This window comes from Nitrososphaerota archaeon (assembly GCA_027887005.1).
In the GTDB taxonomy this organism is placed as follows: Archaea; Thermoproteota; Nitrososphaeria; order Nitrososphaerales; family Gagatemarchaeaceae; genus UBA183.
In genome coordinates this window covers 24,232-49,126 of sequence record JAPCJI010000007.1, presented here as the reverse complement: position 1 = coordinate 49,126, position 24,895 = coordinate 24,232, and the positions used below count along the sequence as shown (strand labels likewise).

27 protein-coding genes are annotated in these 24,895 nt (G+C 59.0%); 8 read left to right on the top strand and 19 right to left on the bottom strand.

The window, feature by feature from the left end:
* Positions 1–8: 8 nt before the first annotated feature.
* The 10 genes from OK438_06280 to OK438_06235 form a co-directional block, all read right to left on the bottom strand.
* Positions 9–773: a DUF6390 family protein gene (locus tag OK438_06280; protein ID MDA4125038.1), complete on the bottom strand. Its 765-nt coding sequence runs from the start codon at positions 771–773 to the stop codon at positions 9–11.
* On the bottom strand, positions 770–1,027 hold the full coding sequence (locus OK438_06275; GenBank protein ID MDA4125037.1) for a HypC/HybG/HupF family hydrogenase formation chaperone: 258 nt from the start codon (positions 1,025–1,027) through the stop codon (positions 770–772). Before OK438_06275 ends, OK438_06280 begins: the two co-directional genes overlap by 4 nt.
* A 23-nt stretch (positions 1,028–1,050) precedes the next feature.
* Positions 1,051–2,316, bottom strand: coding sequence for an MFS transporter (locus tag OK438_06270; GenBank protein ID MDA4125036.1), 1,266 nt, complete (start codon positions 2,314–2,316; stop codon positions 1,051–1,053).
* A 40-nt stretch (positions 2,317–2,356) separates the two neighbouring features.
* Entirely contained in the window at positions 2,357–2,968 is a 612-nt protein-coding gene (locus OK438_06265; protein ID MDA4125035.1) for a 2-oxoacid:acceptor oxidoreductase family protein, read from the bottom strand.
* Entirely contained in the window at positions 2,965–3,777 is an 813-nt protein-coding gene (locus OK438_06260; protein ID MDA4125034.1) for a thiamine pyrophosphate-dependent enzyme, read from the bottom strand. The genes OK438_06265 and OK438_06260 overlap by 4 nt, the downstream gene beginning before the upstream one ends.
* Positions 3,774–4,841 carry a 3-methyl-2-oxobutanoate dehydrogenase subunit VorB gene (gene vorB, locus OK438_06255; protein MDA4125033.1) on the bottom strand — a complete coding sequence of 356 codons (1,068 nt, stop codon included), beginning with the start codon at positions 4,839–4,841 and terminating at the stop codon, positions 3,774–3,776. Before vorB ends, OK438_06260 begins: the two co-directional genes overlap by 4 nt.
* The gene (locus OK438_06250) at positions 4,838–5,089 is read right to left on the bottom strand and encodes a ferredoxin family protein (protein ID MDA4125032.1); all 252 of its coding nucleotides are present in this window, start codon (positions 5,087–5,089) and stop codon (positions 4,838–4,840) included. Before OK438_06250 ends, vorB begins: the two co-directional genes overlap by 4 nt.
* Positions 5,090–5,169: 80 nt before the next feature.
* Positions 5,170–7,818 (bottom strand): pyruvate, phosphate dikinase, encoded by a 2,649-nt coding sequence (gene ppdK / locus OK438_06245; protein MDA4125031.1) that lies wholly within the window; start codon positions 7,816–7,818, stop codon positions 5,170–5,172.
* Positions 7,819–7,978: 160 nt separating this feature from the next.
* Positions 7,979–8,464, bottom strand: coding sequence for a GNAT family N-acetyltransferase (locus tag OK438_06240; GenBank protein ID MDA4125030.1), 486 nt, complete (start codon positions 8,462–8,464; stop codon positions 7,979–7,981).
* A gap of 90 nt (positions 8,465–8,554) precedes the next feature.
* A complete protein-coding gene (locus OK438_06235; protein ID MDA4125029.1) occupies positions 8,555–8,938 on the bottom strand; it encodes an SHOCT domain-containing protein in 384 nt (127 codons plus the stop codon).
* A 112-nt stretch (positions 8,939–9,050) separates the two neighbouring features.
* On the opposite strand from OK438_06235, the gene OK438_06230 reads away from it, so the two are divergent.
* The 5 genes from OK438_06230 to OK438_06210 all read left to right on the top strand — a co-directional run bounded on the left by OK438_06230 (position 9,051) and on the right by OK438_06210 (position 13,394).
* Positions 9,051–9,497, top strand: coding sequence for a PadR family transcriptional regulator (locus OK438_06230; GenBank protein MDA4125028.1), 447 nt, complete (start codon positions 9,051–9,053; stop codon positions 9,495–9,497).
* A gap of 135 nt (positions 9,498–9,632) precedes the next feature.
* A complete protein-coding gene (locus tag OK438_06225; GenBank protein MDA4125027.1) occupies positions 9,633–10,259 on the top strand; it encodes a DUF47 family protein in 627 nt (208 codons plus the stop codon).
* A 10-nt stretch (positions 10,260–10,269) separates the two neighbouring features.
* A complete protein-coding gene (locus OK438_06220; GenBank protein MDA4125026.1) occupies positions 10,270–11,262 on the top strand; it encodes an inorganic phosphate transporter in 993 nt (330 codons plus the stop codon).
* Between the two features lie 49 nt (positions 11,263–11,311).
* On the top strand, positions 11,312–12,724 hold the full coding sequence (locus OK438_06215) for an APC family permease (protein MDA4125025.1): 1,413 nt from the start codon (positions 11,312–11,314) through the stop codon (positions 12,722–12,724).
* 172 nt (positions 12,725–12,896) lie between these two features.
* Positions 12,897–13,394 carry a flavin reductase family protein gene (locus OK438_06210; protein ID MDA4125024.1) on the top strand — a complete coding sequence of 166 codons (498 nt, stop codon included), beginning with the start codon at positions 12,897–12,899 and terminating at the stop codon, positions 13,392–13,394.
* 3 nt (positions 13,395–13,397) lie between these two features.
* On the opposite strand, the gene hpaD is transcribed toward OK438_06210, so the two are convergent.
* The 3 genes from hpaD to OK438_06195 all read right to left on the bottom strand — a co-directional run bounded on the left by hpaD (position 13,398) and on the right by OK438_06195 (position 16,670).
* Positions 13,398–14,399, bottom strand: coding sequence for a 3,4-dihydroxyphenylacetate 2,3-dioxygenase (hpaD, locus tag OK438_06205; protein MDA4125023.1), 1,002 nt, complete (start codon positions 14,397–14,399; stop codon positions 13,398–13,400).
* 13 nt (positions 14,400–14,412) lie between these two features.
* Positions 14,413–15,861 carry a 4-hydroxyphenylacetate 3-monooxygenase, oxygenase component gene (gene hpaB, locus OK438_06200; protein MDA4125022.1) on the bottom strand — a complete coding sequence of 483 codons (1,449 nt, stop codon included), beginning with the start codon at positions 15,859–15,861 and terminating at the stop codon, positions 14,413–14,415.
* 83 nt (positions 15,862–15,944) lie between these two features.
* A complete protein-coding gene (locus OK438_06195) occupies positions 15,945–16,670 on the bottom strand; it encodes a fumarylacetoacetate hydrolase family protein (GenBank protein ID MDA4125021.1) in 726 nt (241 codons plus the stop codon).
* A gap of 228 nt (positions 16,671–16,898) precedes the next feature.
* Here OK438_06195 and OK438_06190 point away from each other — a divergent pair, with 228 nt between their 5' ends.
* Positions 16,899–17,648 carry an acetoacetate decarboxylase family protein gene (locus OK438_06190; protein MDA4125020.1) on the top strand — a complete coding sequence of 250 codons (750 nt, stop codon included), beginning with the start codon at positions 16,899–16,901 and terminating at the stop codon, positions 17,646–17,648.
* 36 nt (positions 17,649–17,684) lie between these two features.
* A complete protein-coding gene (locus OK438_06185; protein ID MDA4125019.1) occupies positions 17,685–19,172 on the top strand; it encodes an aldehyde dehydrogenase family protein in 1,488 nt (495 codons plus the stop codon).
* Positions 19,173–19,177: 5 nt separating this feature from the next.
* On the opposite strand, the gene OK438_06180 is transcribed toward OK438_06185, so the two are convergent.
* Entirely contained in the window at positions 19,178–20,305 is a 1,128-nt protein-coding gene (locus OK438_06180; GenBank protein MDA4125018.1) for a saccharopine dehydrogenase NADP-binding domain-containing protein, read from the bottom strand.
* An 80-nt stretch (positions 20,306–20,385) separates the two neighbouring features.
* Here OK438_06180 and OK438_06175 point away from each other — a divergent pair, with 80 nt between their 5' ends.
* Complete coding sequence (locus OK438_06175; GenBank protein ID MDA4125017.1) at positions 20,386–20,931, top strand: CBS domain-containing protein; 546 nt, start codon at positions 20,386–20,388, stop codon at positions 20,929–20,931.
* Position 20,932: 1 nt separating this feature from the next.
* On the opposite strand, the gene OK438_06170 is transcribed toward OK438_06175, so the two are convergent.
* The 5 genes from OK438_06170 to OK438_06150 all read right to left on the bottom strand — a co-directional run bounded on the left by OK438_06170 (position 20,933) and on the right by OK438_06150 (position 24,893).
* Positions 20,933–22,291 (bottom strand): M20/M25/M40 family metallo-hydrolase, encoded by a 1,359-nt coding sequence (locus OK438_06170; protein MDA4125016.1) that lies wholly within the window; start codon positions 22,289–22,291, stop codon positions 20,933–20,935.
* Between the two features lie 100 nt (positions 22,292–22,391).
* Complete coding sequence (locus OK438_06165; protein ID MDA4125015.1) at positions 22,392–22,952, bottom strand: hypothetical protein; 561 nt, start codon at positions 22,950–22,952, stop codon at positions 22,392–22,394.
* 274 nt (positions 22,953–23,226) lie between these two features.
* Complete coding sequence (locus OK438_06160) at positions 23,227–23,817, bottom strand: plastocyanin/azurin family copper-binding protein (protein MDA4125014.1); 591 nt, start codon at positions 23,815–23,817, stop codon at positions 23,227–23,229.
* A 145-nt stretch (positions 23,818–23,962) separates the two neighbouring features.
* Positions 23,963–24,535 carry a hypothetical protein gene (locus tag OK438_06155; GenBank protein MDA4125013.1) on the bottom strand — a complete coding sequence of 191 codons (573 nt, stop codon included), beginning with the start codon at positions 24,533–24,535 and terminating at the stop codon, positions 23,963–23,965.
* 91 nt (positions 24,536–24,626) lie between these two features.
* A complete protein-coding gene (locus OK438_06150) occupies positions 24,627–24,893 on the bottom strand; it encodes a hypothetical protein (GenBank protein MDA4125012.1) in 267 nt (88 codons plus the stop codon).
* Positions 24,894–24,895 lie beyond the last annotated feature (2 nt).

Here is a 24,895-nt window from a genome sequence, read left to right as displayed (position 1 = left end):
AAGCTTGGTCATCTTCGGCGGCGCGCGGCCAGGAGGAGGTTGGTCGACACCAGGTCCAGGGCCGTGTACTTCGAAATGTTCCTCAGCTGCCTCGGGCTCAGCACATCGCAGGCGAAGTTCCAGTGCAGGGAAACATGGTCCCCCAGCTTCAGCGACCCGAAGGGTTTCACCTCGGGGTCGTAATCCACCTTCTTCTGCCTCGGCTCGGACAGAGCAATCTGGTCTTCCTCCAGCACGAGAGGCCTGTATTCGACGGTAAGCTTCCTCTTTCCGATGCTCTTGACCTCCCCCCATGAAATCCTGCAACTGTCCATCAACTCTGAGAGTTTGGCCCTCTTCTCGTTGGCCAGATTCGGGCCGTCCGCAACGCTTGAGCTCGCATAGGTGCTCATGACATAGAACGAATGGTGGGGCCTCGCCTGTCCGCCTAGGGCCCCGAAGACCCTTTTGACCTCCCTGGGGTCCCTCCCGGCAAGTTCCCTGTGGCTAAAGGAATGGAAGTCCTGCACGGGGACTCTGTCCAGCAGGCTGTTCCCGATCCAATAAGCTTCCGGCACAGCATAGTCGAAGACCTCCCTCCCGGTGTTCCTCGCGATGAGCTTCAGGAACGGGTATGCCGCTTCGAACTCCTTGAGGGTGGACACCAGCGCCTCCCCACCTCTGGACTCCTCGAGGTGCCGAAGGATCAGCCCCCTGTCGTCTGGCCCGCAGTATCCAAGGCTGTTGGGCATGAACGCGTGCTTTGCATGGAGCAGGATGCCCTTCTCCTTCATCTGCCCTTCCCACGCCTCGGGGCCACCACCATCGCCGCCTTCCTAACCTCTGCCCAGGCAGCCTTCCTCTTCCTAGCTTCAGCTGGGGCAAGGACGGAAAGGGCGAGGTTCCCGTACACCTCGACGAAGGTGCCCGCCTCGACGTCCCTCAGCATCGAGACATCCACGTCTTCGAGGGCCCTTCCATCGAAGAACTCCACCGCTGCCCTCCCATGTGAGGCCGAACTGACTTTGCCTACCCTGGTGATGCACATGCAGTCGCAATCCCCTGCCTGTTCTATTTAGGGTTGGGTGCTTCCATGGTTCCCCGGGTCCCCTGCCTCGGCGGCTCTATCCGGGGCTCCCTGAGGACTACGGCGACGGCCAGCATGGCGACGGCCGGCACCAGGGCGTTCAGGGCGAGAGAGCCTCCGACCCCGAACGAGAAACGGTAGGCAGTGATAACGGGCGCGAGGACCGTCGCCGCGGACTGGGCGGTTGTCGTCAGCCCGAGCGCAGTGCCCGTATTGCCATCGCAGGAATCAGCCATCAGCGCCTGCATCACCGGGAAGATGGAGGAGCTGAAGAACCCCATAGCCAGCCCCATCACAGCACTGACGAAGACGTTGGGGGCCGAGAAGAACCCAGCGTATAGGATCACGACGACGGCGGAGATTGCGACGAGCATCCTGTCCCTCCGCCAGGAATCGGAGGCGCCCCCTAGGATCACCTTCCCGAGTCCTCCGGAGATCGCCACGGCGGAGGCGAGGAACGCGGCCAGTGGGATGCTGAGTCCTAGGACAGCCGAGTAGTAGTAGGGAAGGAAGACCACCTGCCACACCGATGCCCAGGTTGCGAGGAAGGCGAAGAGCATCAGAACCTGGGTCCTTCTCCCTTTCAAGAGCTCCAGCGCATCCCTCCCCAGGGCGATCCTCCCCACTCTACCGTCCGCCGAAGCGAATGCGCCTCTGGCTGCGAAGACTCCTGCCACCACTGCGATCCCGAGGAGCGGGGCCACGAAGAAAGCGTACCTCCAGTCCGAGGTCAGGGCGAAGGCCGTCCCCCCGACAGTGAGCCCGGTCGCCATCCCCGCGTCGAACCCCACGTAGAATATCCCCAGGGCCAACCCCTTCCTCATCCGGAAGTAGTTGGCCACTGCCGCCATAGCCACGGGCCAGAATATCCCCTCTCCGAACCCGCTGACGAGCCGAAAGAAGAACGCCTGGTAGAAGTCGGTGGAGAGGCCGATCAGCCAGGTAAACGCCGTGAAGACCGAGACACCCAGGATGATGATCTTCCTCGTCCCGTACCTGTCAGACAGGTGGCCGGCCAGGAACACGAAGGCGAGGACCCCGACGTACTGCGCCGAGCTGAGGAGTCCCTTCTGCAGGTCGGTGAGGTCGAGAACGGTCGAAAGCGGCTTCAGCATGGAAGAAAGGACGCTCCTGTCAGCAGCGTAGGCCGCGTAGCCCACGAACATGACTGCCAGGAAAAGTGCCGACCCGGGGGCGCTCCTGGCGAGAGATGAGACCGTCTCGGCAGAAGTGCCTTCCTGCGACGCCAAGCCTGTCACCTGGCGAGGAGTGCGCGGATAAACTTGAGACCTAGGCGGGCATCTCTTTTGATGCCCAGACTCGATCTCCGTTCTCTTTCACGTGCTCGTAGCCCCGTTCCACTGCCCTGAGGTTGAGCGGGATGTAGGCCGCCTTCCGTTCCGTCAGGAAGTGCTCGAAGACCTCACGAATGGTCCCCATTTCCTTCTCCGGGGATCCCTCTGTGAGGGCCAGGTAGGCTCCGAACATCACCGAGTTCGCAACTATGACCGTGTCCTTGCCCCCTGGAGGCCCGAGTTCTTTGAGCCCTGAGGCAATTTCGGTTGCCGGGACCATAACCGACCTGATGTCGCTCCTGTCCGGTGGCTGCGCTACTAGAGAGCTGTTGATCAGCAGGGTACCTCCGGTCTTGAGCATGGGGACGAAGTCCATGGACGGGATGTTCATGACCACAAGCAGGTCCGGCTCCTCCACTATGGGCGAATCGATCAACCCGTCCGAACCGACCACGTAGCACTTCACCTTTCCTCCCCTTGTTTCGGGGCCGTAGGAAGGGGTGTAGGCCACGTGCCTTCCCTTCAGGAGGTGAAAGTAGGAGATGTAATTGGCGAGCTCAAGGACTCCCTGTCCTCCGTGTCCGGCTATGATCGCTTCAATCTTCACTTCTTCTCGACTCCGAACTTGTCCTTGAAGAGGCCGGGCGGGAACGCCTTGGCCAGCACGTCGTTTGAGTAGCGCTTTGACTCCAGAACGGACATCTTCCAGTTGATGCTGCAGGTGCTGATGAACTCAACGAACGAGAAGCCCCCCATCATCTGAACCTTCAGCGCGTTCAGCACGCTCTTCGCGCCCTCCAGGGGGCCGCGCGCGCTGTACATCTCTGTCGAGCCGATGGGGGAGACGGGCAGAAAGACCCGCTTCACATACGATGGTCCCTCCAGTCCCGCAAGCAGCTTCGACGCGTCCATTGGGGTCCCGGTGTACTTCGTGTCCCTTCCGTAGGGGGTAGTCGTGGTGACCATCCCACCGGGAGTGGTCGGGGCCATCTGACCCCCTGTCATTCCGTAGATGCCGTTGTTGACGAGGAAAACGGTAATTGGTTCCCCCCTGCTTGCCGAATACACCAGCTCCAGCAGCCCTATCGAGACTGCGTCCCCGTCCCCCTGGACCGACAGCACCAGGAGGTCCGGCCTCATACGCTTGATGCCAGACATGACCGCGGGGGCCCGTCCGTGAGGGGCCTGCACCGCATCCGTGTTGAAGTACTCGTGGGCGAAGACGCTGCATCCCACCGAGTCCACATACACTGTCTTCTCCCTCATGTCCAGTTCCTCGATCGCGTTGGCGACTAGCCTCGTGAGGATTCCATGCTCGCAGCCAGCGCAGTAGTGTGTGGGCTTCCCCGTCAGGGTCGTGAGCCTCCCAAGCTTCACCTCGAATTCAGGCGCGGCAACTTCTTGCGCGATTGTCATCTGACCGCCACCTCCACCCTTCCCACCACGTCCTTCGAAGTGGGCAGAAGCCCTCCGAGCTTATGGACCAGCTCCACGCTTGCCCGCCCTCCAACTGCCAGCTTCACGTCCTGTATCATCTGACCCATGTTCAGCTCGACGACGATGAACTTCCCGATCCCCTTCTCGGCCAACTTCCCAAGCTCCACCGCCGGAAACGGCGAGAGGGTCACGGGCCGGAAAAGGCCCGCCCTGACCCCTTTGGCCCTGAGCTCGTTGACCGCGCGCCTAGCCAACCTCGATACTATCCCGTAGGCTACGAGCACGATTTCCGCGTCATCCGTCATGTACATCTCCGACCGCTGCTCCGACCTGTCGATCTCCTCGTACTTGCTCATCAGATGTTCTGCGTGTATGTTCTGGTCCACGAATTCCAGGTGCATCGAGGCCAGGACATGTCTCTCTGCCCCCCTCGCTCCCGTCGCAGCCCAGGGCGTCTCAAACTTCTCCTGAGGTATCTTCGGGAAAACAATGTCTTCCTTCAGCTGCCCCAGGAACGCGTCGGTGAGTATTATGACTGGGTTCCTATACTTGAACGCAAGGGAGAACCCAAGCCCAGGAAACGCGGCCATCTCCTGGACCGAGTTCGGCGCGAGTACGATGTTCTTGTAGCCGCCGTGGCCCCCTCCCTTTGTCGTCTGGAAATAGTCGCTCTGCTCCGGCCCGAGGTTGCCGAGGCCGGGCCCCGCCCTGTTCACGTTCGAAACAAGGATGGGCAGTTCCATCCCGGCGGCATAGGATATCCCCTCCTGCTTGAGGCTGAAGCCGGGACCGGAGGTAGCAGTCATCACCTTGGCGCCTGTGGAAGCTGCGCCGATCACCATGTTGATAGCTTCCAGCTCGCTCGCGGCCTGGAGGAAGACCTTGAACTCTGGGTACTCCGGGCTCCTGAACTCCCTCGCCAGGGTCTCAGGCACTTCACTCGACGGCGTGATCGGGTAGGCGAAGTAGGCGTTCATGCCTGCCTTCAGTGCACCTAGCGCTAGGGCCTCGTTCCCCTTGACAAAATCCTTCTGAGTGGTCACCTCTTCAACCTCCGGATTTCAGCGACCGCGAAGTCGGGACAGACCCAGTAGCATATGCCGCAGGCTGTGCAGTCCCCCTTCTCCCCGTGGTAGTGGAACTCAGCCGGGTGGTAGCCGTTTCTGTTCAGAGAATCGGAAAGTGTGAAGTTCTTCATCGGACAGGTGACCACGCAAAGGCTGCATCCCTTGCAGACCTCTCGGTCCACCGTCACGAATGACTGTTGGACAGTCCCCATCGCCCTTTCCATATTTCGCTTCGCAGACCTTTCGCGTATTTAACACGGGTAGCAGATTCTCAGTTGTGATAATTGAAACGGGTCCCTGTACCCTAGGCTGTGGTGGACGTGGTCTTTCTCGCCATCGTAGCCTGGGCCGCTGCGAGTCTGGCTATCGGAACCCTGAAGGCCGAACAGCTCACGTAGTCCAGGCCTGCCTCGTTGAAGAATGCGATGCTCTTCGGGTCACCTCCGTGCTCTCCACAGATCCCCACCTCGAGCGTGGGCTTCGATTTCCTCCCGGCTTCCACCGCCATCCTGACGAGCCTTCCGACGCCCTGGACGTCCACCGAATCGAACGGGCTTCTGTCGAGAATCCCCATTTCGATGTACTGCGGAATGAACTTCGCCTCCACGTCGTCGCGGCTGAACCCGAAGGTGGTCTGGGTGAGGTCGTTCGTTCCGAACGAGAAGAAGTCTGAATCCTTCGCAATCTCCCCCGCAGTCAGCGCGGCCCGGGGAGTTTCGATCATGGTCCCGACCTGGTACTGCAGCATTACCCCGAGCTCCGCGAAGATCTCCGAGGCAGCCCTGTCGATCACCGACCGGAGGAACCGGAATTCACCAGCGTGGGCGACCAGGGGGACCATTATCTTGACTCTGGGCTTCTCACCCGCTCCGCGGGTCAGCTCTGCTGCAGCCGTGAGTATGGCCTTGGTCTGCATCTCGTAGATTTCCGGATACGTAACTGCCAGCCTGCACCCCCTGTGCCCCAGCATGGGATTGTGCTCCGAGAGCTGCCTTACCCGTCCGAGAACGGCCTCCATCGTCTTGATTTCCTGAGGAGGCGCGTGCTCGTTCTGCAAAGTCTGCAGCTGGACAATCAGCTCCTCAAGCGGGGGAAGGAACTCGTGCAGCGGCAAATCGAGGAGACGAACTACGACCGGCCTCCCCTGCATGGCGGAGAATATTCCCTTGAAGTCGGCTAGTTGGAAGGGGAATAGCTGGTAGAGATGCTTCCTCCGGTCCTCCGCCGTCCTGCTCATTATCATCCCGCGCACTATGGGGAGCCTGTTCGGGGCGTTGAACATCCTCTCTGTCCGGCAGAGTCCGATGCCCTCGGCGCCGAAGCCCCTGGCCCTGGCGGCCGCCTCTGGAGTGTCCGCATTGGCCCAGACGCCCAGGCGCCTGATCCGGTCGGCCATGTCCAGGAGCCTCGCAAACTCGGGCGAGATCTCCGGCTCGACGGTCCTTACCTCCCCTCTGTACACCGTCCCAGCGGTACCGTCGATGGTGATTATCTCTCCCTTGGCGACCCTCTCCCCTCCCTTGGTGATGAAAACGGTCCCATCCTGAGATATCTCGATTTCGCTGCAGCCGACTACGGCGGGCTTCCCCATGCCCCGGGCGACGACGGCCGCGTGCGAGGTCATCCCCCCTCTCACAGTCAGAACCCCCTGCGACGCGATGAGACCCTTGATGTCTTCAGGCGTAGTCTCCGGCCTGACCAGGATCACCTTTTCGTGACCACCGGAAGCCGCAGCCTCGTCGGTGTCGAACACCACCTTCCCAGAGGCAGCTCCAGGTGACGCGTTGAGTCCCTTTGCGACTGGTTTGTCGCCCGCAGTCGGGTCAAGCCTCCTGTGGAGAAGGGCGTCGAGCATCTCCGGCTCGACCCTCATCACAGCCTCTTCCTCTCCTATCAGACCTTCCTCGGCCATGTCCACCGCGACCTTCACAGCAGCCTGGGCGGTCCGCTTCCCGTTGCGCGTCTGCAGCAGGTAGAGCGTCCCGTCCTCCACCGTGAACTCGAAGTCCTGGAGGTCTTTGAAGTGTGCCTCGAGTTTGTTCGCAAGAGCAACCAGCTGCCCCCGGAGGGCCGGCTCAACCTTCTCGACGTTCAGGGGAGTCCTCACTCCTGCGACCACGTCTTCGCCCTGGGAGTTCGGAAGATATTCTCCGTAGAGCACCTTTTCTCCCGTGGAAGGGTTGCGAGTGAAACCGACCCCGGACCCGGAGTTCGGCCCCATGTTCCCGAAGACCATTGTCTGCACATTGACCGCTGTGCCGATGTCGTCTCCAATCCCGTAGTACTTCCTATACTCCTTGGCTCTGGCGTTGTTCCAAGACCTGAAGACCGCCTCGACCGCCATCTGCAGCTGAACGTGGGGGTCCTGGGGGAATTCCGACCCCGTCTCCTCCACGACTATCTCCTTGAACCTGGTGACCAAACTCCTCAGCTCCTCCGGAGGAAGGTCGATGTCCATCTTGACTCCAGCCTTCTTCTTCCGCGCCTCGAGTTCGCTCTCGAACTTCTCCGCCTTTGCCCCGAGGGCGACCTTCCCAAACATCTGGACCAGCCTGCGGTAGGAGTCGTAGACGAAACGCTCGTTGCGAGTATCCCTCGCTAGCCACTCAGCAGTCTTGTCAGAGAGCCCTAGGTTCAGGATCGTGTCCATCATCCCGGGCATCGAATAGGGAGCCCCGGACCGCACCGAGAAGAGCAGCGGCTCGTGGTCCCTACCGAATTTCTTTCCCGTCTTGACCTCCACTTCCTCCACTTTTTCCCTCACTTCATCGAAGAGGCCAAGTGGGACCTTCCCCCCAGCTGAGTAGTAATCCTTGCAAACGTCGGTCGTGATGGTGAACCCGGGAGGCACTGGGAGCCCCATGGAAGTCATCTCAACGAGGCCGAATCCTTTGCCCCCGAGAAGAAACTTGTCCGCGCCCTTTGCTTCCTCGAATAGGACGACCCGTTTCATAGGCTGTAGCAAGGCTCACAATCGGGGCGTATATTTGTAATATTCCCTTTGAATCGAATATGGGATTGTCTATCCTACCGACCGACACCCTTCGGGCTAACTGGAAGCTGGTCCCGGCGCTTGAGAGGGCCGAAGGAGCGGCCTTGTTCCAGCTAGGTTCTCAGGAGGCCTTGAGTGAGGCAGACCCGAACTTGTCCCTGGTGAGCCTGAACACCTGCCACTCTCTTAGGTGACGCGCGCCCAGACCTTCATAGAAGACGATTGCCTTCGTATTCCAACCCAGCACCGACCACTCCATCCTCCCGCACTCCGTCTTGATTGCTTCTTCCGCACACCGCCTGAAGAGTGCGAGACCTATCCCGTGCTTCCTGTAGGCCTCGAGGACGAACAGGTCTTCAATGTACAGCGTTGGCCTCGCCAGGAACGACGAATAGGTGTAGAAGTACAGTGCGTAGCCAACGTGCACCCCGTGCGTCTGGGCCATCAGCAAGTTCACCCTCTTGTTGACGAAGATGTCCTTGATGATTCGTTTCTTGCCTTCCTGCGTGGGAGGTTCTAGGTGCTCAAAATCGGCCAATGCACCAAGCAGTCGGAGGAAAGGACCCGTGTCCGCTCTGGTGCCCCTCCGGACCACTACGTCATCCATCTACGGCGTTCGTCCAATCGGCCTTGATAAATCGGTTCGCAATCGTCGGAGGTTAGGTGAGAGAACAAGAAAGTCCGGCGAGACCTGCGGTTACCGGTGCTGCCACAGGTCTCGCATCATCTGGTCGAGCTGCTCCTTGGTTATCTCCCCCTTCGCATATCTTTCCCGAAGGATCTCTTCAGCCCCGCTGTATTGATACCAGTAGCCTCTCCTCCCACCCCAGCCCCATGGCCAGAAGAACAGCCTGCCAAGGGCGAAGATGACGAAGAAGAAGAACAGGAACCCGAATGGGAAGAAGAACGGGAAGAAGAACCAGCCGCCATAGGCTCCGTTGTAGGCCATCACGCTAGGATACCAGTAGAGCCTCGCCAGCCCAGCGACCGCAATAATTGCGGCGACAAGTACAATCAGGCCCCCTATTACCCAGACAACGGCCCTCCGCCTGTGGAGCATCTCATTGTTGTATGGATTCACTTTGTTTTCGCCTCTTGGTGACCTCCCTCAGGTTCTCCTCTTAAGCATATCGGAAAACCGATAATCGGAAAAGCGATAGTCTCTTATATCCGACGACGAGGTTCGGATCGATATGTGGCCCTTCCGATTCGGACCCCACAGGAAACGAGGGCTCAGAATGATGGTTCTCACGATCCTTCGCACCTCTCCGAAGAACGGAGTGGAAATAATGGACGGAATCGAATCCATGACCCGAGGGTGGTGGCGTCCCTCCCCGGGCTCAATATACCCGCTCCTCAAACAACTCGATGAGGACGGGCTCGTCAAGGCGAAGGACGACGGAAGGTACCAGCTGACGGCAAAGGCCAGCGAGGGCCTCGAAACATCCTTCGGCCCAAGGTTCAGGAGACCTCAAACGGTCGACGACATGATGAACGAGATGAGCGGTTTCGTATCATACGCCGAAGACCTCAGCAAGTCTAGAAGCTCCGATCTCCGGCCTCACCTGGCGAAGCTGAGGGCCCTTTCAAGACGTCTTGCAGACATCGCGGGGGAAGGCGAATCCGAGAGCCCATCGTAACCAGGCGGCACCACCGTCTATCGAATCAAAGTCAACTCACCTGCCGACGCTGTCGGTTCATGGCACCCGCTCTTCGCGATCCTAGTCCGTGTGGATGGAAAAGATATTACGTCCTTCCAGGCGGGCCGGGTTCAGATGGGCCTCAAGGAATGGATCATACCTCAGGACAAGGCCTTCTTCGACGTTCTTGAAGAGGAATCTGCAAACGTCCTCCTGGGGGCGACAAAGCTCGAAGCCGCGATCACCTCCTTTGACAACATGGACGAGCGCAGGAATGAATTCAAAGGAATCGAGCACGCTGGGGACAACATCGTCCATGACGTCTACGAAAGGGTAAACCGGAGCTTCATCACTCCCATCGACCAGGACGACCTCACGAAGCTCGCTTCCCTCTACGATGACGTCCTCGACTACATGTACTCGGTGATGAACAGAATCGTTCTCTTCGAGATCACGGGCCCGACGGAGTCAATGATCAGGTTCGCCGGCATAGTCCGGGCTTCGGTCGAACAAATGCATCAGGCCTTCCTGTCCATGAGAAAGCTGGACAAGAAGGAAATCGACAAGAGGCTGATCGAAGTTGACAGGCTTGAAAACGAGGCGGACGTCCTTCTCAACGAGTCCGTTGCGACCCTTTTCAAAAGCCAGGACGTGATAGTCATCCTGAAGCTCAAGGAGATCTACGAGCACCTGGAGACTGTGACAGACCGATGCGAAGACGTAAGCTTCGTCCTCAGAGACGTCCTAATCAAGCACACCTAGGGTGGGCCTAATGGACCTTCAGGCAGTCTACATACTGGGCATAATCGTCGTGGCATACAGCTTCGACTTCGTCAACGGCTTCCATGACGCCGCAAATTCTGTCTCCACGGTCATTTCGACCAAGGTGCTCCCGCCCTTCGCCGCTGTGTCGATGGCAGCCTTCTTCAACTTCGTAGCTTTTGGTCTGTTCGGCGTCGCAGTAGCCACCACGGTGGGGAAAGGAATAATCAATCCGTCCGTCGTTACTCCTGATCTGATCCTGGCCGCCCTTGTGGGTGGAATCACCTGGGACCTAATCACCTGGTATCTGGGCCTTCCTTCCAGTTCGTCCCACGCCCTCATTGGTGGGTTGGTTGGCGCGGCCATAACAAGAGCCGGGATAGGGTCCCTCGCCTGGGCCGGGCTCGATAAGACGCTCACTTTCATGGTCTTGTCCCCGATCATCGGTTTCGCCGCGGCCTTCGTGCTAATGATTGTCTTGATCAGGTCCTTCTTCACCATCCCACTTCACGTAGTCAACCGGTACTTCAGGCGGTTCCAACTCGTTTCTTCCGCTCTGGTCAGCCTTAGCCACGGCACCAACGACGCACAGAAGACGATGGGTGTGGTCACAGCTCTTCTTGTCTCGGTTAACTGGATTCCCTCCTTCGCAGTCCCCCTCTGGGTGGCAGTCTTGGCCGCATCATCCATAGCCCTGGGAACGCTCTTCGGAGGCTGGAGGATTGTAAGGACCCTTGGGTTTAGGATGACCAAACTCGACCCGGTCCACGGCTTCTCCATCGAAACGGCGTCTGCAGCGACGATAATCGGCTCCTCCTTCTTTGGAATCCCGGTGAGCACCACTCACGTCGTGAGCGGAAGTGTGATGGGCTCGGGCGCGACCATGGGGGCGTCGACTGTCAAGTGGGGCGTCGCGCGGAGAATCGTCTGGGCGTGGATCATTACAATACCTGTGGCGGCCATCATAGCTGCCGGAACCTACCTCCTTATCGTCTCGGTCTAGTCTCCCCCAAACCAAAATAGTGGGAGGAATCGCCCCATGGCACTCGTCGTTGGAACTAAAGCGAGAGCTGTCCTACTTTGACCTGATGAACATCGTAATCGGTGCCATCGTCGGGAGCGACATCTACATCGTCCCGGGTCTCGTCGCGGGCCTGATAGGCCCCTTCTCCCTGGTTGTCTGGATAATCGGCGGGGCAATTTCGATGGTGCTGGTTCTGGTTTTCGGATACTGTGCATACTACGTTCCAAACGTCGGTGGGTCGTTCGCCTACGTCTCAGAAGCATTCGACGACTTCTACGGGTTCATAGCAGGATGGAGCATGACCATTGCTGAGATAATCGCGCTACCCGTCTTCGCGATAGTGTTCACGAACTACCTCCAGTACTTCGTCCCATTGAACTTCGGAGCACAACTGATTGTGAGAGTCGTCTTCATACTAGCGATCACCGCGATCAACATCTTCGGGGTCAAAGCCGCTGGTCGACTTAATGATGTCCTGACGATTGCGAAGCTAACCCCCCTCCTCCTCATCATCCTCCTGGGCGTGGGCTTGATGGTAGTCAAGCCCGGCTTGCTTGGGAATTATTCCCCCCTCGCGCCCCTCGGTTTGAATAACTTCAGCACCGTACTGGTATTGATCTTCTGGGCGTACGCAGGGTTCGAACTGGGGAGCCTTCCTGCCAGTGAAGTCGTAAACCCAAAGAAGAATATTCCAAAGGCGCTGATCACCGGCATGGCCATCGTGATATTCTTCTATGTGATGACCAACTTCGCAGTCTCCGGGGTAATCAACTGGGCCGAGCTTGCGACAAGCCCAATACCACTGGTGTTGGTCAGCACAACGCTCCTGGGCACGGCGGGGGCCATAATCACCAGCGTGGGCGCCCTCGCGTCGGTCTCAGGCACGGACGAGACCGAAGTCCTGGGCACCGCCCGTCTGATATACGCCATGTCGGCCGAAGGGTTGCTACCCAAAGGGCTCCAGAAGGTTCATCCTCGTTTCAAGACGCCCTACGTCGCCGTAATCCTCGAGGCTGTGGTCGCAATGGTCCTTATGCCCTTCTCCGGCATTTCCGCGCTCATCTCGTTCGCGGTCTTCAATCTCGGAGTGTGCTATCTGCTCGTTTGTCTTTCTCTCCTCGTTCTGAAGAAACCTGGGGAACACGGTCTTCACGGTCAAACAGTGCTTCCATGGCTTGGGGTGGGGGTCAGCGCTTACCTGTTGTACTCTACGTCACTCTTCGACAAGGTCGTTGGGTCGCTATTCGTTCTGCTGGGTATTCCGATCTACCTCTACTTCTCCAAGAAGACGGACATCCACGAACTCAAGCACGAGTTCACGTCAGAAGAGGCCGTTTTCTCAAGAAACCTGAGGAGGGACAACAAATTCCTTGGAGATTTCATCGTTCTCATCTGGAGAATCTACAGGAAGTTCAGGCCTAGGAATTCACCTCCGAGCTAGGGGAACCTAAACTCGAGGCGAAGGGTGACGGGGACAAAGACAGGGGACAGCCGACCCTCTTGGAAGACCGACTGCTCGTAGTCGCTGCAATACTATAAACGAGCCTAGATTCGGTTCCTAAACGTGGGAGCTGAGCGGGTGAACAGAACTGGAACCTGACCTCCAGGCGGGTATGAAGCAGGCGATGCGTGTCTTCCCACAGGGCGTCACGGTCGTCACCGCGCAGGACACTGACGGCCCCAAGGGGATCACCGTGAGCTCCTTCACGAGCGTTTCGCTCGAACCCCCTCTCGTCCTCGTTTCCATCGCGAAGAGTTCCCAACTCCACGACCTGTTCATCGCGGCCAAGGCCTTCGCAGTGAATTTCCTCGCCGACGACCAGAGGTCTGTTTCGGACAAGTTCGCAGGCAGGACCGAGGCACGCGACAGGTTTGACGGACTGAAATTCATCCAAGGGGTCACGCGGTCGCCCATCATCGACGGAGCCCGGGCAGTGATCGAGTGCAAGGCCTGGAAGGTCTACCAGGGGGGCGACCATTCGCTGATAGTAGGTGAGGTGGTCTCCGCCAAGGCCCTGAACGGAAAGAAGCCCCTTGTCTACTATGTCCAGCAATACACCACGACAGAGACGCCCGAGCACCCGGCTCCGCCCTCGGACATCATCTGGTAGCTCCTAGTGCGCCGAGAGAAGGTAGTCCGGCCGGTCCTGGATCTTGGGACTGGAGACCTGCAAGAGCTTCCCGGTCTTCGGTGACTTCACGAGCATCGCTTCATTGAACCAGCTCTCCGGCGTCTTCGCTCCCCAGAACGTCTGCCTCTGTGGGTCGTTTAGCTTCCACCTGATCGGCTTCCAATCAGGGTCCGCGCTGAGGTAATCCCCAGTGTAAAGCTCGAGCCTGTTCCCGTCTGGGTCTCTGAGGTACAGGAAGAAGGCGTTCGAGACTCCGTGCCTTCCGGGTCCCCGCTCCATGCTCTCAAGGTATCCCGTCGACGCAAGGAGGTCGGCGCAGTCCATGATCGACATCCTGTCAGCCACGGTGAAGCCCGCATGGTGGACCCTAGGCCCCTTCCCCGTGGTGAGGGCGAGGTCGTGGCATGTGTGCTTCCGCCTCAGCCAGGCCGCCCACATCGAAGGTTTCGGACCCTCGGTCTCCGTGATCTCCGTGCAACCGAAGCCCAAGGATTTCACATACCAATCGAAGGCGGAGGCCGCGCTGGGGAGCATGATGTTGAAGTGGTCCAGCCGCATCACCTTCGCTCCCCTGTACCTGTCGTACTTCTGCAGCATCCATTCTTCATGCTTCATCCTCGAATAGAACTCCACCGGGAATCCGAATTGGTCCTCGACCACAAGCGCCCTTCCCTGCCCCCTTTCCTCGCCCTCCTTCACCCACTTAGTGAACGCTCCCTTCCTCGCGTAGGCCCGCTCCAGCGCTTCTAGCTCTCCATCTTCGGCGACCTTGAATGCTAGATGTCCGACGCCAGGGGAAGGGGACTTCGTGAGCAATAGGCAGTGATGCTGCCTGTCCTCGAGGCCTCGGAGGTAAGCGTGGGACGCGTCCCTCTCGGTGACGACGAAACCAAGGGTGTCGACGTAGAAGCGGGTTGCCTCTTTCAGGTCTGTTACGAGGAATTCGATATGCCCTGCCTTGACGATATTGAAGCCTGCTTCCACGAAGTTTCTACTCCTATTGTTCCCTCTTCAGGAAGCCTCTGACCCGTTCCTTGTAGGGTTCCTTGTTGTACCAGTTGTAATATGCGCTCGCCATCCTCACGGGGTCGCCAAAGAAGAACCTCTCGTACAGCTCCTGCCGCCCTCCAAACGAGCTCCCGACCGCGTCCCAGGCGAGCTTGAACAGCCGTATTCTATCTTGGGCGCCAGCCAGCTTGGCCTGATAGTACCTGTCGACATCCGGCCGTGCGCCGCCCCGCAGTACTTCCTCCGGCGGTATCGCCATCAGCCCGCTCGCGCCAATCTGTTTTATCACGACGGCGAGGTTGGGCGCCACCCTGGGCCAAAGGTTCCTTGCCGAGTTGATGGGCACGTAGTCCGGAGTTAGCAGACCCCAGCGGTTCTGCTTCGCATTCACCTCGCTCGAGGCCAGGAAAGCCTTCATCGATTCCACTGTTAGAAGGATGTCCGTGATCTTCTCCTGAACGTGGGGGAACTGGTCTGCCCCGATGGTCTCAGCCACTATCGTAGCGAGCCCTGCGATGAATTCCGCCTTCGCTATCTCCCTGACGGTCGCCTGATGCGCCATGAACACAATCGCGTCCGTCGCCTCGCTCACCCTGTTCGCCCTCTCTGGGTCCTCAAGGATGAAGACCCTCTCCCAGGGGACGAGCACATCCTCGAATACGACCACCGCGTCCTGTTCGTCGAATCGGGAGGCCAGCGGATGGTCGTAGGTCGAGGTGGCCGCGAAGGACTCGCGGCAAATGAACTTCAGGCCCTTTGCGCTCACAGGCAGTGCGAACGCAATAGAGTAGGGCATGTCGTCCTGACCAGAGCGAACCACCGTCGACGGGAAGACCATTATCTCGTCTGCAATCGGAAGGGTCGCAAGCATCCTCGCCCCCCTTACGATCACCCCTTCGGAGTTCTTCTCGAGAACCCTGGCAGCGGTGAAAGGGTCCGCCTGTTTCGACGGGCCCACCCCCCTGTTCGTCTGGGGATTGATCAGTGTGTGAGTAAGAAGCAGGTCATTTTCTCTGATGTATTCATAGTACTTCGTGACGTTCCCTGCAAAATCGTGTCCCTCTCTTCCGAAGAATTCCGCAGCCGCTGCCATGGCCATTACTGAGCTGTTCAGATAGTCGGGCGTCCGCCCAAGCACCCCTCCTGAATAATCGGCCCAGGTCTTCATCATCTTCGTCCTCTTCGCCAGGTCCTCCCTTGTTTTCGGCTGTAGGAAGCTCGCGCCAAACCTCTCTCCCGTTGATGGAGAAGGGTAGGTCATCGTCTCCTCGAGGCCCTCCTTGCTCTGCATGTCGTAGAGCTCGGCTATCGACTTCGCTATGCTGCTGAACGCCCTGTGCTTCGAGACGCTTCCTGTGATCCTCTCTTCTCCGTACCACAATTCACGAGGCGTATCATCCAGCCTTGACAGGAACTGGCTTCCGGTCCGGGCTCCCATCTAGGCCGCTCCCCAGTATCTCACGCTGGAGCCGACTTCTCGTCCTACTCTACTTTAGCTTTGTGCGGACTCAAGGTACACGCCTAGCTCTCGATGCGCACTGGGTTCACGAGTTCGCCGATTCCCTCGACCTCCAGCCTCAAGGTCCCTTCTCTTTGGGGGAGCAGGAATTCCGTGGGGTCCAATCCTCCCAGCGCCTCCGGGGTCCAACCCACACTGCCGCACGAAATGACGTCTCCTGGCTCGAGGGTAAGGAAGCCAGAAACGTAGGACGCTATGTCCGCGGGGGTGAAAATGTACTCTGCCGTGCTCCCATCCTGAACCAGCATGTCGTCGAACTTTGTCGTCATCCTCAGCCTCCTCGTGTCCTTGAGTTCGTCGGCCGTCACAATCCAGGGTCCGATGGGACAGAATGTGTCATGGTTCTTTGAGCGGAAGAGCGGGCCCCTTAGTGTCTTCTTCTCTATCCTCCCTGTCCTCTGATCCCTTCTGTAGGCTTCGTACGCGTCCTCCCGGGAGTCGCTCGGAGCAGTGACGTCGTTCAGCACAGTGAAACCCATGATTGCCTTTCCGGCCTGTAGCGAGGTGGCTTTGGCGATTCTCGCCCCGACGACAGCGGCGAGCTCTACCTCCGGCCTGACTCCCGACTTCGGCGCAAGTATGGCTTCCCCCGGCCCTATCACGGTGCTCGGCGCTTTCATGTCGAGCCTCGGCCTGCCGAGCCTGACGTCCCGGCCTCCCAGCATACCTTCGGTGTTCACTATGGTCGTGATGATCTTCCCGGGTCTAGGGAGCGGCGCACTCAGCAATACCTCTTCGATATCATGTCCACTCCCAATAGGACTTACCTCTCCCGCAGATCGGATGGCGTCCCAAACTGTCAAGGCCCCGTTGACCTCGAAGACTCGTCCACCCTGGAGCAGTCCTGGGCGAGTTGCGTTTCCTGGCTCTCCTCTTAGGCTGAAGGAACAGAGCTTCATCCTACGCTCCTGAGCCCAGCAAGGCTTTTTCTACCTTTGGCAGGGTCGGCGAGACCATTGCTCGACCACCCGCTTCAGCCTGGCGACACCTCCGCCATAGAGAAGGGTCCCTGGCACTACGGAGCTGACTACATTACCGTCTACTTCAAGGGAGAACCCGGAAGCCTGGCTCGCCTCGTGCCCGCTCCTTTCGCGGTCGGGGACGGCCAGTGCATGGCCTATGTCTGCGAAATCATCTCAGTGAGCGACTCGGGTGTCGGCATGGTCGCGTCAGCTCCCGAAAGGACGCTCTATCAGGAGGCCGCGATTGGAGTCAAGTGTGCCTACAAAGGCAAGCAGGGAGTCTTCTTCCCTGTAATGTGGGTCACCACCGAATGGTCCCTCCTCAGGGGCCTGGTCAACGGCTACCAGAAACGCCTGGCCGACATGATTGCCCTCACGAGGCTCCATCCCCTGAACCCGGGACTGAAGCCTCTCGGTCCTGGCACAGCTTTCTCCGGTTTCTGCGTCAAAGGAGGTCTGACGACCCTGGCCGTCAGGGTGACGGTGGGGAAAGAGGGGTCCGCTTCCGACCTGCCCAGCTTCGGGGCAACCTTCGGAATGCGGGTCTTCCCTCAGACCGACGGGAGCCAGGGTCACGTCAAAGAGCCGGTCGAGATCTCGAAGTCCAATTCACGGATTTCGGATGTCTGGCTCGGGGAGGGGACCCTCGATACAACCCTTGATGTGGGGCGAGTCGAAGTCCAGAGAGGCGCCGTCTACCGGTCGGGCTTCACGATATCCGGTTCGAGAGTCCTCGGCGCATAGCATTCTTATATCAACTCGAGAGTCGATTTCGCAAGTTTGCAAACGAAGTACGAAGCAAAGACCTACTCGAACTTCATTGGGGGAAAGTGGGTCGAATCCATTGGGGGGACGATTGAGAGCAAGAACCCTGCCACCGGAGACACTGTCGCCAGGGCCTCGAGGTCCACCCCCGACGACGTCGGTCAGGCAGTCGAAGAGGCACGAAGAGCCTTCGACTCCGGAGTCTGGACCTCCAAGAGGCCCACTGAGAGGTCCAAGGTCCTGCGCGAGATGTCTGAGCTGATCAGAAAGGAGCTCGACAGCCTGTCGCTTCTACTCACTCTCGAAAACGGGAAGCCCCTGGCCGACGCGAAGGGGGAGCTGGCCAACGCAGCGAACGTGCTAGAGTACTATTCCACCGCAGCTCGGCACATCGTGGGCAAGGTCCCTCGCTACAGCGGCACCGACGTCAGCATCGTGGTCCAGGAGCCCATCGGCGTCTGCGCCCTGATCGTGCCTTGGAACTCTCCGATCTCGCTCCTCTCATGGAAGCTGGGTCCTGCCCTCGCCGCCGGTTGCACCGTCGTCATCAAGCCTTCGGGGAACACCCCCGGCATTTCGATGGAGTTCGTCCGGCTCCTCAGCACCCTCGAGGGGGTCCCGCCTGGGGTCGTCAACGCGGTCACAGGGCCTGGTGACCCGGTCGGATCCGAACTGGTCAGGAGCCCCAAGGTCGACAAGGTATCTTTCACCGGCTCCACAGAGACCGGGAGGAAGATCATGGAAATGGCCTCCTCCAACCTGAAGAAGGTGAACCTCGAGTGCGGGGGCAAGTCGACGGACATCATCTTCGACGACGCGAACCTTGAATCGGCGCTCCCCGGCGCTGTGTGGTCTATCTTTAGGAGCGCGGGCCAGTCCTGCAACGCCGGCTCCAGACTTCTGGTCCAGGACACGATCTACGATTCGTTCATGCGCAAGTACAGACAGGCTGCCGCCTCAATCCGTGTCGGGAACGGGCTCGACGCGAAGACCGAGATGGGACCCATCATTTCCGAGCAACAGCTCGACCGGGTGCTGGGCTACGTGAAGTCAGGACAAGAGGAGGGAGCGCGCCTGTCGGGGGGCGGGAACAGACTCGTCGACGGTGACTACTCGAAGGGGTTCTTCGTCCAGCCCACGATCTTCGAGGGGGTCGAGCGGAAGATGAGGATCTTCCAGGAGGAGATCTTCGGGCCCGTCCTCTGCGTACTCCCGTTCCACGACGAAGAAGAAGCCATAGAGATCTCCAACGACTCGAAGTTCGGTCTCGCAGGGGACTTATGGTCTCGTAGCCTCCCGAGGATAATGAAGGTCTCTCAGGGGATCAGGACGGGGACAATTTGGGTGAACCGTCACCTCAACCCAGGTCCCGAGGTACCCTTCGGGGGCTACAAGCAGAGCGGGCTGGGAAGGGAGACGGGGATGGAGGGACTGGCCGAGTTCCTGCAGACCAAGCACATCAGCCTTCAGCTCACCGACTCTTCCGAGCGAGTCAGAAGATAACCGTCCTAGGCTGACTCTGAAGAAATCTTGACGCCCCGCCGTCCGAGCTCGGAGATCAGTTTCTCGACCCTTTTCCCGACGACAGCATTCTCCGGGGGTATGGTGCCCCTGCCCGAGATCTCTCCCGAACCCACCATCTGGGTAACTATGGACGCGGTGTACCCCGTGCTCTTCCCCATGGACGTCACTCCGTACTCGTCGTCGTAGCGGTCCAGCATGTCATAGACGAACTCCTTCTTCCCAGACTTCGCCACCACTCTCATCACCGTCAGGTCGTGGGGGTCGCCCTCGCCCAGCTTCTTGGCGAGCACTTCCCAGGACATCTCCAGCGGGGAGACTTCCGCTCGGCCAATCTTCACCTTCTCCCTCGAGAAGAATCCGGATTCCATGAGCAGGTTCATCTTCTCGGCGTGCCCCGGCCACCTCAGGGTCTTCTCATCGAGCACCCTCATCCCCTTCATGGAGTACACAAGGCTCGCCAACCCGTCTGTGCAGAACGCCTCGAGGGTGCCAATGGGGGCCGGGAACTCCACCGTCTCGACCGTCGAGAACGGCCTCACCTTGACCAGCTTGCCGTTCCTGAACACCCTAGCGTCCTCAATGTACTCCCGGAGGAGACCCACGACCGAAAAGACGAGCTTGTAGCCGAAAGGCGGCTGCGGATTCCGAGGAAGCCCACCTACGAGGATGTGGCCCTCGTCTCCTCCGCCCAGCTTCTCCAGTGCGCTGGCCAAGAGAATCCCCCCAAGCCCCGGCGCGACGCCGCACCCGGGTATGAGCAGGGCCCCGCTCCTCCTCGCCGCCGCATCTAGCTCCATCTGCTCGTCCTCGAACGCGATGTTGACCATCTTGGTCCCCGCTGCGACGGCAGCAGTGTCCGACGCATGGACCACTCCATGGGGGAGGGCCGACGCAGCCACATCGAATCCCTTCAGGAAGTCCACAGTCTTAGCCATATCATGTATGTCCAGCACTTCGACGGCGAGCTTCCTCCCTGGAGCGCGTTTCTTCAGCGCATCCAGCCTCTCTCTGTTCACATCGGCGACCACAACGCTGTCCACGCCTTCGGACCTAGCCAGGTCCCATCCAATCACAGACCCCATCAATCCCGCGCCCACGACCGCAACTTTCATGGTACCGCCGCCCAGGGGACTTCGGTTTAAGAGTTGGGCCCTCGGATTTCTTAAGTAGAGGAAATCCCTCCACAGGAGTCATGGGCCTTCGGGAATCCCTGGATGAGCGAGTTTCAGTCTACATGAGCACCGATTTCGTTCAAGTGAGGGTCGACGCATCCGTCACCGACGCCTCCAGAGTTATGCAGAAGTCAGGGGCCACCGAGGCTGTCGTCATGAGGGGGGACACTCCCGTCGGGATGGTCACGGAGCGCGACATCCTCTACAAGGTCGTGGCATTGGGTCGCGACCCATCGTCTGTCACAATGAGTGCGATCATGAGCTCTCCGATCAAGACTATAGACGAGGAGGCAAAGGTCGGGGAGGCGATAGCAAAGATGTCAAAGCTGGGAGTACGGAGGCTTGGCGTCACTCGGAATGAGGTGCTCGTGGGACTGGTGACGCAAAAGGCGATGGTCTCTGGCGGCCTCCAACAGAGCATTGCTCTCCCGGAGCTCGCATTGCCAGGCCAGCTCGCCTGTCCATACTGCGGGGAGCTGGTGAAGGACAAGGAGGAACTCTCAAAACACATCGACCACTCTCACGTGGGGCCCGGGCTTCTCGAAGGCAACCTTAGCAAGTGGTAGGTCAGGAAGCGGCGAATAGCTCCATCGTCTCAGCCACCCAGTTGATCCCTTTCTGAAGTAGGTCGAGCCTCAGGTTCTCGTTGGGCGCGTGGATCCCTCCATCCATGGCGGACACCCCTATGTCAACCGACGGCATCTTGTATCTCCGGGTGAAAATGTACAGGGGTCCTGTCCCCGGGGAAGAGAGCTCGACCACTGGCTTCTTCCCGTAAACCTTCTCCGCGGCCGTGATCGCAGCCTGGGCAAACGGGTCCCTGAACGATGTCCTCGCTGCGGGTTCCATGCTCTCGAGTTCGTACTTCACGTCGGAGAACCCGTTGTCGTCTAGGTACTTCCTGAGCTTCTTCAAGAGTTCGGCGGGGTCCTGGTCGGGGACGAGGCGGAAGTCCATTTTCGCGTGGATCTCCTTCGGGAGGACGGTCTTCGAACCCGGCCCCTGGTATCCTGCCCATATCCCGGCGATGTTCCCCGTCGGCCTTTGGACGAGCGCCTTCTTCGCCTGGTCGCCTGTCATGTTCCCAAGAAACTTCTCAGCCCCGTAGTTCTTCCTGAAAGCCTCGGTGTCGAAGGGCATTTCCTTCAGGACAGTCAGCTCCTCGTCCGATATGGTCTCCACTCCGTCGTACCAGCCGGGGACCAGAATCCTTTCGTTTTCGTCCTTCAGAATGTTCAACAGCCTAACCAGTCTCCAGGGGGCACTTGGCAGGGCCGCGGCGTAGCTGCTGTGGGCGTCCTGCGAAAGGGATTGCACGATGAACTCCAGATAGATCATCCCTTTCACACCTAGGCTCACCATCGGCCTCCCCTCCAGGTCCACGGTCCCGTACTCCCAGACCACGGCGTCCGCCTTGAACAGGTCGCTGTTCCTGTTGACATACTCTTCTAGGTGCACGCTCCCAGTCTCCTCCTCTCCCTCGAAGCAGAACTTCACGCTACACGGGAGCTCCCCTCCGGTCTTCAGGAATGACTCGACTACCTTGAGCCTCGACACTAGCTCCCCTTTGTCGTCAGAGACTCCCCGGCCGTATATCCTGCCGTCTCGGATCTCAGGCTTGAACGGCGGCGACTTCCAGAGCTCCAGAGGCTCCTCCGGCTGGACGTCGTAGTGATTGTAGAACAGCATGGTCTTGCTGGAGCGGTTCGATCTGATCTCCCCGTAGACGAGCGGGGCTGTTCCCTCCAACCTGAGGACCTTGGTGGTGGCGCCTATCTCCTTCAGCATCTTCTCGACCATCACGGCGCATTCCTCGATGCCTTCCTTCCGGGCCGATACACTGGGCTGAGAAGCGAGCCTGATTATCTGGTCGGCAAACCTGCCCGTGTTGTCCTTGACATATTGGTCGAACTTCTTGTCTACCATCGCTGCGACAACGCCTTCCCTCAGGCCGTCCTCCACCCAAGATAAAAGCTAGCATGGGGCCTTCGGCCTGAATCGGTCACTGTTCGGCCGACTAGGGCGACTAGGCGACAGGGGATTGCCTGGAGCTTTCTGCGGACCTCATCGGGATTGCGAAGTTCCTTAGGGCACCGAAGATTCCTCCTCCGATTGCGCAAGCTGCCACGCCGTAGGGTCCGAAGAGCAATCCGACGACTGCCCCGGTCCCGGTCCCGTAGGCATATCCGTGCATTACGTCGCGCTTTCGATTCTCGAGCACCACCAATCCAGTCAGGGTGTAGTTCGCCGCATAAAGCGCCACGTACACCAGGGTGAACGCTCTGACTACCTCCAGGTCCAGGTACCAGAGGTAGCCGGTGAAGACATTCCCCACGGTCAGAATCAGCAGGAACTCCATCCCGATGCGACTTCTGCCCATCCCCGTCCTCCAAAGGGCGATAACCAAGACGAGAGGGAACCAGACCACACCAAATGCCCAGTACGGAACTCCGAAGAATGAAGCGTAGGGAGTGAAGCTGACCGTGTTGTAATTGGTGGTGAAGGCCCCCTCCGACCAAGCGTGGTAGAACGATCCTATGACCCCAAGGACAGAAACGAGAACGAAGCCCTTGGCGGCGTTACTCAATGATCGAAACCCCTCGGGTATGACTTGGCGTCGGGAACCCTTTGCAACAACCCTTCGAGCCATGCTTTGCCCCTTAAACTGAAGACACGATTCTCAGTTTCGAAAACGAGTTCGAACCCAGTTCAAGACGGCACCTGAGGCGACAACGGACGGTTTCCTCCGCCCGCGGTTCGGCCAAGAACAGCCGCACAAGGTCTACCAGCGAACTGTTCTCCCGAGGTCCTTTGTCAAGAAAAAAGGTGGAACTCGCCCCTCTTGAGGCGAGTCTCGTAAATCAGCCTGTGACTGACACTGTACCGATCATCCCGGGATGGATGCCGCAGTAGTACGCGAAGGTGCCGGGTGTGCTGAACGTGTAGCTGAAGCTCTGCATTTGGTTCAGCTCATGCGAGTCGAAGAGGCCAGTCTGAGCTCCCTCCGCCCCCGAAGTCACCGTGTGTTGGACGAAGTCCATATTCACCCAGGTCACCGTGGTGCCAGTGGCTATGCTGATGTTGGCCGGATAGAAGGAGTGCCCAACCATGACGACGTATGCGCTAGCTCCTCCGTGGCTACCCCCCCAGGTCTGGTTCCAGAAACCGACCATGTGCTGAGTCATCCAAGTGGTCATGCTTCCGAACCCTGCCATCATTCCGTTCGCATAGGATGCTGCGCCCATCATCCCTCCCATGGAGGGTACTCCGGTCGTCCCGCCCGGGTAGGACCTCCCCATCATTCCACCGTTGGATCCTCCTCCTATCATTCCTCCGACGGTTCCAGTCTGACGGTATTGGTGTGCTGCCGTCGCACTGTAGGCAACGCCTAGAGAGAGGAAGAGCGCAGCCGCTGCAGCCAGTCCCAACAGGATTTTTTCGGTTTTGTTCATTTTCTTGTCGACCTCGGCCCAGCATAGGCGGCCTAGGGTTATGGTGGTTCGCTGAAACGAAACACTGAAACGGTTTCACTCCACGTTTCGGTGCATTTGTTTGGGATTCTTTCAGAAATATGTCCTAATTCTCGGGAAAAATCAACTATGTGGTTTGGGCCGCAGGAAGTCGCGCAATCCACGGAGCCAGGGAGATCGCGTTGGTATTCCCGCTCGGGGTTGCTGTCACGACACCTCTTTCGACCAACCTGGAGATTATCCGATGGGTCTCCAGCCGACTTAGGCCCGATTCCTTTACGATGAACTTCTGAAGATAGCTACCTTTGTGCGCCGCCAGGACCTCAAGCACCTTTCTTTCCTCAGGCTTTGACGTCCGGATCACGACTGCCCAGTCCTCTGGTGCCCTCGCCGCGGACGGACCTTCGGTCCCGTCAGTTGATCGAGTGGCCACCGTCCGGATCTCGGGCACCGCCAGGTAGTACGCCAGTCCCCCTACCGAGACTGCGATTAACACGACGAGAACCAGCAGGCCGCCCCAAACGTACCCCGGCATGGGCGCCATCGTCCCGCCTCCGAACTGTCCCCGCATCATTTGACCCATGGTACCAATGAGAGACCCATTCCCTGACTGGACCCCTTCGAGGTACCACAGTACCACCACCCCGAACGCTCCAACGGCCAGCGCCAACAGCAGTGCGAAGGTTCTCGTCCGATTCATCGTAGGCCACTCTTCAGAATAGCTCCCTCTCCACTGGGTCGGCTGGGGACTAGCACCACAAGACGAAACGAGCTCTGCATCCAACCAGGTCCTAGGCGAACACTATTCCGAGCATGAGAATCAAGATTGCGGTGCAACCGGCCATTATCACCCATCCACCCACCCCTTCCTCAGTCCTTTGCTTCCTGTAAATGTAGGACAGCATGGCGAAAGCAAGCAGGTCGATTGAAACGAAGATCGCGAAGAGGTCTTCACTGGCCTGGGTAAACGTGTCCAAGGACCACAAAAAGACTACAGAGAAGGCCTGGGTCAGGAGAAGAAGCATCACGAAGAGTTTCAGGTAACCACTGTACGCCATCT